This window comes from Caballeronia choica, from assembly GCF_001544535.1.
Taxonomy (GTDB): Bacteria; Pseudomonadota; Gammaproteobacteria; order Burkholderiales; family Burkholderiaceae; genus Caballeronia; species Caballeronia choica.
Map to the genome: position 1 here is coordinate 1 of NZ_FCON02000203.1, position 10,218 is coordinate 10,218.

Annotated in this window: 4 protein-coding genes and 5 pseudogenes; 3 read left to right on the top strand and 6 right to left on the bottom strand. The window is 60.0% G+C overall.

The genetic code is table 11. The annotated features are described in order from the left end of the window. Window positions 1-106: pseudogene (locus AWB68_RS50125) on the bottom strand (IS630-like element ISCARN39 family transposase); the annotation flags it as partial. A 59-nt stretch (window positions 107-165) separates the two neighbouring features. Here AWB68_RS50125 and AWB68_RS39440 point away from each other — a divergent pair. Both AWB68_RS39440 and AWB68_RS39445 read left to right on the top strand, forming a co-directional pair. After that, window positions 166-702, top strand: a complete 537-nt coding sequence (locus AWB68_RS39440; RefSeq protein ID WP_087649622.1) for a DUF2127 domain-containing protein — start codon at window positions 166-168, stop codon at window positions 700-702. A gap of 554 nt (window positions 703-1,256) precedes the next feature. Then, window positions 1,257-2,050, top strand: a pseudogene (locus AWB68_RS39445) (MipA/OmpV family protein). 267 nt (window positions 2,051-2,317) lie between these two features. On the opposite strand, the pseudogene AWB68_RS39455 reads toward AWB68_RS39445, so the two are convergent. Beyond that, a pseudogene (locus AWB68_RS39455) lies at window positions 2,318-5,292 on the bottom strand (transglycosylase domain-containing protein). 823 nt (window positions 5,293-6,115) lie between these two features. On the opposite strand from AWB68_RS39455, the gene AWB68_RS39460 reads away from it, so the two are divergent. Then, entirely contained in the window at window positions 6,116-6,604 is a 489-nt protein-coding gene (locus AWB68_RS39460; protein WP_327384183.1) for an Hsp20/alpha crystallin family protein, read from the top strand. Between the two features lie 263 nt (window positions 6,605-6,867). On the opposite strand, the pseudogene AWB68_RS39465 reads toward AWB68_RS39460, so the two are convergent. The 4 genes and pseudogenes from AWB68_RS39465 to AWB68_RS39480 all read right to left on the bottom strand — a co-directional run. Further along, a pseudogene (locus AWB68_RS39465) lies at window positions 6,868-7,191 on the bottom strand (patatin-like phospholipase family protein); the annotation flags it as partial. A 137-nt stretch (window positions 7,192-7,328) separates the two neighbouring features. Beyond that, window positions 7,329-8,306, bottom strand: a complete 978-nt coding sequence (locus tag AWB68_RS39470; RefSeq protein ID WP_087649624.1) for an IS5 family transposase — start codon at window positions 8,304-8,306, stop codon at window positions 7,329-7,331. A 101-nt stretch (window positions 8,307-8,407) separates the two neighbouring features. Then, window positions 8,408-8,989 (bottom strand): annotated as a pseudogene (locus AWB68_RS39475) (patatin-like phospholipase family protein); the annotation flags it as partial. 345 nt (window positions 8,990-9,334) lie between these two features. Continuing rightward, entirely contained in the window at window positions 9,335-9,709 is a 375-nt protein-coding gene (locus AWB68_RS39480) for a CBS domain-containing protein (RefSeq protein ID WP_160110154.1), read from the bottom strand. Between the last annotated feature and the right edge of the window lie 509 nt (window positions 9,710-10,218).

The following is a 10,218-nucleotide window of genomic DNA, read 5'->3' on the forward strand; positions in this document are numbered from 1 at the left end:
CTACCCCGACGGCCAACGCCACTTCGGCTGGCCGCTTGCCCGCCAACAGCATCCGACCAGCTCGCAAGCGCTTCTTCCTTGCGTCGTCTAACGGCTTCTTTGCCACGGCATGCGTCTCCAATCAGTCCACTGGAGATATAACGCACCGGACCCGAATCGGTTGTCATGTTTTTTGTAACTCTCAATAGTTCGATTAAAGCTCTCACCCAGCAGAAGCTGCACCTGGTTTTCACGCTGGGCCTTTGGTGCAAGGCACTTCGGGCAATTCCAGAAGTGGTTGCCGGCATCGCCACGTTGGTCGTTTCGCGCCAAGGTCTTCTGGCGTTCGTGGTTTGGGTCACCAAGGATGAATTCGGCGAAGATCCGCACGATCTCCTCGCCAGTTTTCTCCTTCATACCGTGCAACATCTTTCTATCGGAACGCAAGAGTTTGCAGCGGTTTATCTGCTCGGACACGGGACAATGAAACTTTGGCTGATTGCCGGTTTGCTACGCAAGAAACTTTGGTACTTTCCCGTAGCGATCACTGTCTTCACTTTCTTTATTGCCTATCAGCTGTACCGTTACACGATCACTCATTCGATATGGCTGCTTCTTATAACGGGACTGGATCTCGTCATCATCGCTCTGACGTGGCACGAGTATCGAGGTTATCAGAGGGAGCGGAAGGCGCGCACAAACGCGGAGGCCAACCGCAGTTAGAGTAGGAAAAGTCGGAAAACATGGCTTTTCGGGAGGTTTGTCATGACACGCAATTGCGGGAAGGCAATGCCTCTGCCCGCTCATGATCGAATCATGCGGCGCAGTCCACGCGACCGGGAACGCGCGGCGCCCCGAGCACAAACACGGAAACGTCTGCCGACACGGGGCAGGCGAACGACCGCGTCAGCGGCCAAGGGTCTGCGGGCGGACTGCAGCCGAGCACGCCCGGTCGCGACGCCGGCAGTTCTGACAGCACGCGCGCGGCAAACCAAGGATTAACGGGTGGAAGACAGCTTGTAACGCCAGGCGGTGCGAAGCGACGAGGGAACAGGCTCAGCACGGAACACAATAGGACGACTCCGCGACACTCGACAGCTTTCATTCCAGCGCCAGCGTAGTCGCTTTAGGCCGGCTGATAGGCAAGACAGTGCAGGACCGCGGTTTTTATCAAAGGAGGCGCCATGGCACCGACGATTTGGAGCGCGGCGATTTGTATCAAAGTTGATTGGCAAAGATGGCTCAAAGGAACGATTGCCGCATGTCTCATTCTCGCCATGCCATTGGCAGCACGCGCCCAGACGCCTTCGCCGCTTGGGGAATGGCAATACTCGGCCGGCGTTCCGCTGGAAAAACTCTCCGAACCAAACCGCTCTGACTGGCAAGTACGCGTTGGGATCGGCGGAGCCTTTCGGCCGCTCTATGATGGCTCGGACCGATATCACGCGCTCGCCGGGCCGAGCATCGACATCCGGTACAAAGACCTTGCCTTTTGGTCAACTGGCGAAGGCATCGGGATGAACGTTATTCAAGGCCAGAACTGGCGCGTGAGCGTCGCGGGCGTCTACGATCTTGGCCGGCGAGGCCACGACGATCCCTCCCGGCTGAACGGGCTCGGCAACATCAACCCCGCCCGGAATTGAAGCTGGCGGCGGACTTCATCGTATCGAAAGAGTTTCCGCTCGATTTCCGTGCGGCGGTTACCCGCAGCTTCGGCGGTTCGAACGGCTGGGTCATGGATCTCGGTGCATACATGCCGATGGCCGGCAGCTCCGAAACCATCTTCTGGTTCGCGGGACCGTCGGTTACCTTCGCCGACTCGACCTATATGAATAGCTGGTTCGGCGTCAACGCTGCGCAGGCCGCCGCTTCGGGATACCGCCAGTATGACGCGAGCGCTGGACTGAAGTCCGCCGGATTTGGCGTGACGCTCGTGTGGTTTATCAACAAGCACTGGTTCATGACCGCCGATCGTGCACTCAAGCGATTGCTCGGCAGCGCTGTCAACAGCCCCATCACACAGACGAAGACACAGGCTGGCTGCAACACGTCGATCAATTACCAGTTTTGAGCGCGTTGGACGGGCTGGCGCTGTGCCTGCTTACGGTAGCGAGTGCTATAGGCGTCGGTCGCCGTAGTGTCGGAAAACGACCGGCTCGCGACGACGCGTATCAACGACGACGAGCCGATGCTCGGTGCGCCGTCCAGAGTCTTTCCGATGATTCGCCAATTCACCATGTTGAGGGAGTACGCGGAAAACGGTTGCCGCACGAGACACTTGGCCAAGCTGTTAGCCCAACCGCTGAAAGAGCACCACTCCAACACTTACGAAGACGATTCAGGGGTGTGCACCTGACGCGCTATTGCGAATCTCGCTTGTCGCTAAAGAGATGACAGCCGAATTTCCGTCGCCATCGAGCAGCGGTTGCAGCGCTGGCGCGAGCGACTTCATAACTGGACCGACAGCGCGCTCGTGAAGTCGTAGCGGGCCGCGTACGGCTCGTGGACGTAGCCGGTCAGCGAGCCTAAGAACCGATCGCCGATGGCAAACACGAAGGTCGCGGTCCTGCCTACCTTGCGCGACTCGATCAGACGCGCGCCGCGTGCGAAGAAGTTGAAGGGCTGATCTCCGGTCTCCGTCTTGCCGCATACGCTGAGCGAGCCGTCGTCAGGAAACGACAGGCCGTCGGCGCGACGCTTCGCGGCTCTTCCCTGTACGACGTCGCACAGCAGTTGATCGACCACACCGGCGATCTCCGGCGACAGCGCCGCGCCCGGCTGAACGGGCGCGCGCGAGAAAACAGTCTCGTAAGAGGTATCCTTCGCGCTCGATACGCGAGATGGTCTGTTTCGGCAGCGCGCGGCCCTCGTTCGCCACGATGCCGATCAGTTGCGCGAGCTCGTCGGGCCGGTCACCCGATGCGCCGATCGCCGCCGCGTACGATGGGTCAGCGATGCAAACGGATAGCCGAGCGCGCGCCACGACTTGCCGATCGCAGCGAACGCCGCCAGTTCGACCATGCGTTTGATGCGGCGGTCCTGCGTCGCGTGATAGCGCGTCTGGAAGACGCCACGAATACGCCATGGCGCGCGCATCGCGGCTCGCCTGCTGCATCTGGTCGAGTGTCGCGAGCGGACGATCGCGCAGGTAGTTCACGGTCCACAGTTCGAGCGGATGCACGCTCGCGGTATAGCCGCGGTCGTTCAGGTTGAACTTGTCGATGCCGTACTTGCGATAGAGCTTGCGAGGTCCTCGTCCGGCAGCCCCGCCGCGGGCGTGCCCCTGAGCGCGGCGCGCATGTACGCGTCGAACCGGGCTTGCGTCTCAGCGGGTGCAACGCTGCGCAGGATCGTCGCGATCTTCGACGGCGACTTGCGCACATCGCGCAACAGTAGCGTGAGCGCTTCGTCGGCCGTCTTCAGTTGATATTTCCTGTAGAAGCGGCGCATGTAGAGGCGGCTTTCCTGATCGGCGAAACGCGTGAGATACGCGTGGCGCGTCGCGGGATCGTCGAGCGAATGCGAGGTCGGCCCCGCGACCTGCACCATCTCGTAGTGCACGATGTCGCGCATCATGCTCACGAACATCGGTTCGCCGAGTGCTGAAACGCGCGATGAACCGTCAGGATGCGCGCGTTGTCGCTCGACTCGAAGTTCTTGAACACCTGCGCGCCGCCGGTATAAAACGTCTCGCCGGGATTCGCGGAGTAATTGCGCTCGACGGCCGCATCGAGCATCGCGCGCAGCGAGCGGTCGGACGCATGCGCGACGTAATCGAGCTCCGCGCTCATCGCGCCGTACCGCTCATGCAGCGCCGCAACGATCTGCAGATACGTGACGACCGTGCGCACCTTCGCAGTCGAGCCGAGGTTGCGCCGCGCGCCGCGATTGATGTCGAATGGCTGGTCGACGCTGTCGGTCTGCACGCGCACGACATTCGCACCGCCCACGCGCTCGAACAGCGTGAAGCTCCACGCGATCTTCGACGGATCATCCTGCTCGCGCAGCATGTGATAGCCGTAGATGCCCGCCGCGTGCGCGCCGTCGCGCGTCGCCACGCTGGCGAGCTGTTCGCTCACCGCCTGCTGGACGGCGTTATCGAGCGTCGCGGTGACGGTCAGGTCGAGCCGGTCGAGGTCGAGCCGGTCGAGGTCGTGCAAACCCGGCACGCCGAGTGTCGCGAGCAGGTTCGCGCGCAGCGCTGTCACGCCCTTTCTTGTGACGAACGACGCTGGCCGATGCACGGCGGGCGCACGATTCAGTTCGAGCCGAACCGCAAGCGCGGCATCGCGCAGCGACGATGGGAGGATGCCGTTTGCCGCGAGCAGGCGCACGTAGCTGTCCGTCAAATGATCCAGCTCGGCGTTGCCGGGCTTGAGAAAACGCGACGGCGCGCGCTGCGCGATCATCAGCGAAAGCACCTGCTTGAATGCGAGCGCCTGCGCGTCGAGCATCTCGGCCGTACGCGGCGCGTTCAGGATGCGATTGAATTCGTCGAGTCGCGCCCCTACCAGGCGGCCATGCCGTCGCCGATTCCGTTGATCTTTCCGAAACCGGCCTTCGCCGCGAGCGGCACCGAGTTGAGGTCGCGCACCATGATCTCGCGGCGCGCGGGCAGCGTCTGCGGTCCGTTCAGGTATGCGCGCACCGATGCCGATGCGATCTGCCGCAACTTCGCGGGCGGCGTCGCAGTGCGCCCGCCCGGCGAATGGCGGAACTTCTCGATCTGCGTGGCGAGCGTGCTGCCGCCCGGTTGTGGCTGGTGCTTGTCGAAGACACGCACGCCCCTTTCGACGAGCGCGCGGGAGACGCGTCCCCAGTCGATCGCCGGATTTCGGTTCGGCTGGCTTGCATCGAGCAGGTTCCGGTCTTCGATGAAAAGCAGCGAGGCCACCACGAGCGGCGGAATCGCATCGAAGCTGTCATAGACCAGGTGGGGCTGCTGCGCGCTGTAAAGCGGTCTGCCGCGTGAATCGAGGAGCAGCAGTCCGGCGCGTTTCTTTTCTTCGTATGGAAGGAAGAGACCCCTGTCGGCGAGCGCTGCCACCGTGGCGGAATTGCGCGCCTGCTCGGTCACAGTGAATCCACGCGCGGCCAGCCGTTCTTCGAATGACGGCAGCGACGCGTAACCGAGACGCAAATTGTAAGGTCCGACTGCGGGGCAGCGAATGCTGCTGCTCGGACAACACCGAGCGTGAAGCCGATGTCGCGCCCGAGTTCGGACAAATGGTGCGCCTGCCGTTACGATGTCTGGATCTCGATCTGAACCATGCGCACGGCAATCGCACAGACGACCAGCGATCCAGCCAACAATAGTCATTTGATCCAACGCCAGAACGGGCGGGCGCCGACCGGACGAGGGATGCTTCCTTCTAGCGGCCGGTTCATGACTGAGACTCCCGCGGCTGCCTGACGGGCTTGAAATTCCCGTCGATGGTTTAGCGCCGCCCAAGCAAACAGCAAGCTGCGCCAGTGCCTTTCGATGGGCCTTGGTTCGACCCGGGAAGTGCGCAAAAAAGAACCGACGCTCCTTTTTAATGTGCTGGTCGTTCAGGCTACCCGAGGGAGCACTTCCCCGATCCTAAAAGTCCCTGTCTATATACCGCACCCATCAAACATGATGGCGGTGGTAGCTGCCTTCCCTCCCAACCACATGCGACGTATCCAGTACGGATCAATCGCTCCCGCGATTCTCATTGTTTGTCGATAATGGACGACTGTATGGAACAGCGGGGAATAATCATATAGTTGAAAGCCAGTGGTTGGGGCTCAGCGCCACCAGCGTACGAAATGTTGCCATGCCGAATATGATATTTGATATGTTGAAAGGACACGGCATCCATGTTCGACCGATCGCTGTATGATGCACCGTCGCGCCCGCTTCGCCCGTCGATGGCTATTTGGCAACGGTGCGGATCGAAGGATGGCCAGGCGTTGGCGGCCACCTGCCTCGCGATGCTCAGCGATGGGTGACGGCCGCCCAGGCGCAGTGCGATGGCTTCGAGTACATGGTGAAACTCATCGATCGTGGTGTCCTCAACATAGCACCCTCAGTCTGGAATCTTGCGCCCTAAGGCCGCTTTGTTTGCGACCGGACCTCCGGCTCCCAATGCGAATCAGCATGGAAAGAGAAGGCTTGAACCCTGAACTGGACCATTGGAATCCGTTTAAGTTTTTGCGCAAGAATTCCAACCCATCCGCCACAACCGAGCCAACGGACATGGTGGCATCGCGGCAAGGCCAGCAGGAACGATCGGATTTTTCGGGGTTGTTTTCAGTCGAACCGTGGCGCGCAATGAGCGAGTTCCTGCATGATACGCCGCCAAGCTTCGGTGCGCTCGACCGGTGGTTCGGCGGTTATAGTCCGTTGCGGTTCCTGCCCGGCATTGATGTCGTCGACAACGGCGAATCGCAGCACGTGAGGGCAGAAGCCCGGCATGGATCGAAAGGATTTGCCTACGTCGCTCGAGGGCGGCGCACCGGTGCTTCGCGAAGAGAAAAGCAGGACATTCGCTGCGAGGAGAACGGCTGCTACCTGCTGGAGCGGGCCTATGGAGCGTTCCTGCGGACGATCCCGCTGCCCGAGGACGTGGATGTTGACCGGGTTGAGGCGAAAATTCGATAGAGGCGTGCTGACGCTGCGCCTGCAGAAACCCGGATCGCCTGCGTCCGCGGCGCGCGAGATCGACCCCAAGTGAAGCAAGCAGTGGCCCCGCGGTGCGGTGTATTTGCCACCACAATCTTCAATCGCAGGGTGGGAATGAGCGGGCGAAATCAACGCCTTAGATGAGCGTTAGCTAGCGCTTGCGCGGTTGCTTCGTGGCGTCCTGTTATTGCGGTAACAGGTGAGGAAAGCGAGTCGTCCGACCTAAACCATTGCCTATGACCTCATTCTTCAAGTCCCAGCCGCGCGCGAATAGCAGGCATCATACGTTCGACTGCCTGACGGCCTTCGGCAATGGCGGGCGCTGCGCGGTGGAAGTCGAGAATTCTCATTCCGCCCAAGCGCGGCTGAATCAGAACGTCTGCAGGTTCACCCGCCAAACGGCTACGAGAGATTCGCACCTGCATAATGTCGATGCTTTGGGCCACCGAACTGAGGACAGAAGGCACCCGTACGCTCGGGGCGCGCAGCGTATGCACGTCGGCGCTTACAGATGCGAGATCCGGCGCAAGCCAGCGTGGCCACGGTTTTCCGTTGCGGCGTAAGGCGCTAAGGCTGTGCTGAAGAAGCGGGGTTTTCACGGGATCGTCGTTGCTGATTCCACGATGCGAGAATGGCGACGCGCTCGCGTCGGTTTTTGGCCTTTAGAGGCTCGCTTTTAGCCTTTCTCGTCCCGCGTGGTAATTTATGGACGTACCTGTGCCATCAGCCGTGACCGACTCATGTAGATGTTCGCCAGCGCGAGCACTGCGAATGCACGGGTAGCATTTTTGGTAAGTCCACGATAGCGGACCTTGCCGAATCCCCACAGCCGCGTCACTACCGCGAACACGTGCTCCACTCGAGCTCGTATCTTCGACTTATTGCGGTTCTTCGAGCGCTTGACTTCGTCGATTTCGCCACTGCGGTTACGCACACGCTCATTGGTGAAATCCTTGGCTTTCGGGGCTTTGCTAGCAATGAGGTCCTTCTGGCTTGCGTACGCGCTGTCATCGTAAACACGCTGCTCATCGCCATGCAGCAGATCAGGGAGCGCATGCTTATCGTGCACGTTCGCTGCTGTCACCACGGCGCTGTGTGTCAGCCCCGTTCGGCTGTCCACCCCGATATGAATTTTCATCCCGAAGTACCACTGCTTGCCTTTTCGTGTCTGATGCATCTCGGGGTCTCGCGCCTTGTCTTTGTTTTTCGTCGAGCTCGGCGCACCGATAATGGTGGCATCCACGATGGTGCCGGTGCCGATCTTCAGGCCGCGACCTTGCAGTATCTCACCTACCTTGGCAAACAATTGTTCGCCGAGCTCGTTATGCTCAAGCAGGCGGCGAAACTTCAACAGCGTGGTGCCGTCCGGAACGCGCTCGCGGCCCAAGTCGATCCCAACGAATCGACGCAATGCCGTGCTGTCCAGCAAGGCTTCCTCGCAGGCTACGTCCGCGAGATTGAACCAGTGCTGCACAAAATACATCCGTAGCATGCGCTCGAGTCCAACGGGCGGCCTTCCGCCCACGCCTTTTGGATAGTACGGCTCGACAACCTCGCACAAATGCGACCACGGAACGATCTTCTCCATGGTCTCGAGAAACACATCGCGCTTAGTCGGCCGACGATACTGCTCGAAGCCGGCGCCTTGATCTGCTGCCATCGCTAGGGTCTTTTGTCTCATTCAATATAAACGGCATGCCACCCTGATGCGTTGACCTTTTTCAGCATTGCCCTAAGCTGCCCAGCCTGCAATTCGCGCCGCGCAAATCGGCGAGCGGGAGCACCGAAATTGCGATCGTTGAGGATGTCATTATTGAGGTCGACCGCGATGACGCAGTCCGCGCGCATCGCGCGTGCCACCGATACGGGAACTGGATTCGACAGGCCACCGTCTACCAGCCAGACGCCATCTCGCCACACCGGGGTGAAGATGCCAGGAATCGCGATCGACGCACGCACGGCATCGATGACGGGCCCTTCCTGCAGCCAGATTTCGCGGCCGGTATCGAGTTCGGCCGCTACCGCCGCGAACGGAAGCGGCAGTGCGCTGATCTCGCGGCCCAGCGAACCGACTGGCGAACACCTCGATCACCTTCTTGCCCCCCAACAAGCCGCCCGACACCCGCACGTCCAGCAGGCGCACCACTGTCTGCCACGTAAGCGACGAGACCCAGTGTTCGAGCCAATTGAGATCGCCGTTGGCGTACACGCGCCGACCAGCGCACCGATCGATGTGCCGCAAACGACGTCCGGCCGAATTCCGGCTTCCTCCAATGCACGCACAGCGCCGATGTGTGCCCAGCCACGCGCAGCGCCGCCGCCAAGGACCAGGGCGATACGGGGGCGGCGATTCGGACGGTTCATAGTATCAGCTCCCTCGGCAGAAAATCCGGGCCGCCGCGGAGCGAAGGAAGTATCTGCGCATCACTTCATATGTGCAAACCAGGATCGTTGGCAGAGGTCTGTCGCATGACGACGATTTGACTTCTGGCGCGCCACGAACGCACCTTGGCACTGGCACCGACGCGTTTCTGTGCCCGATGCAAGGCTTTCGTCGGGTCGCTTCGGCGTATGTTCTAAAAACTAATCTCTGTACGCACAGTCGATTCCGGGTCTGTTATACAAAACACTGACCGCATGTAAGAACGCCGTCTTTCGACACATGATTGTGATGGTACCGTCTGGCCATGAAGCCGGTAATGATGTCAGCTACCGGTGTCGCGCATCAACTGTTGCCACGGCTGTCGACATCACGCCGCGAACGGACAGCCGCCTGCTCTCCCTCTCCGACGCTCCGGTCGTGTCGTTTCCCTGGGAAACGGCCCGAATGCTCAGGTGAAACGGTTGCAGATCGGTACGTGTGATTACGCCTATCAGGCAGTGTCTCGAGTCAATCACGGGCAGCAGTTTGATTCGGTGTTTATCCAACAAATTCAGCGCATCACCACTCGTTTCATTTCGCGTGACGCCGGTGACGGGCCTGCGCATAACCTCGGCGCAAGTCATTTCCATCGGGCTCCTGTAGACTTGTTGCTCCAGTTGATTGCGCAGCAACTCGAAGCGATCCAGGTTAGCATCCGACATACTCGGCTCATCCCGAAAAGATTGGCCGGCGTCAAGACGCGCTGTGGCATGACGAACGCCCGTTAGCCACCTTGTAAACGTGGATCCGATTGCCATGTTCTCCTCATTCAGGTCAATCCTTCAAGATATCAAACGTATCACAGTATGATACGCTTGACAGCGGCATGAATAAAATCCCACCAGTGGTTAGCCCATGAGCACGGCTAACGATACTCGAATGTGGAAAAGGGCGACGACGCATGCGAACGCACGCTCGTCGACTCCTGCACTGATAAAACGCGGCGCGGCGCAAGCCATTTACTGCTAAAGTAGGAAGCCAATTTAGAATCAGGAACCAACGACGTTCGAGCTACGTTGCGAGGAACTGGACGGACTCCTGTAGAGATGAAAAATCAAAGCCATCGAAGCGCCGCCGAAATCCGGATCGACTTTAAAAGTCTAGCTGTCCAAGCGATACCTTTGCCGATATTGCTTGAAAAGCTCGACCGCCTTCGGATTGAAGTGCATCA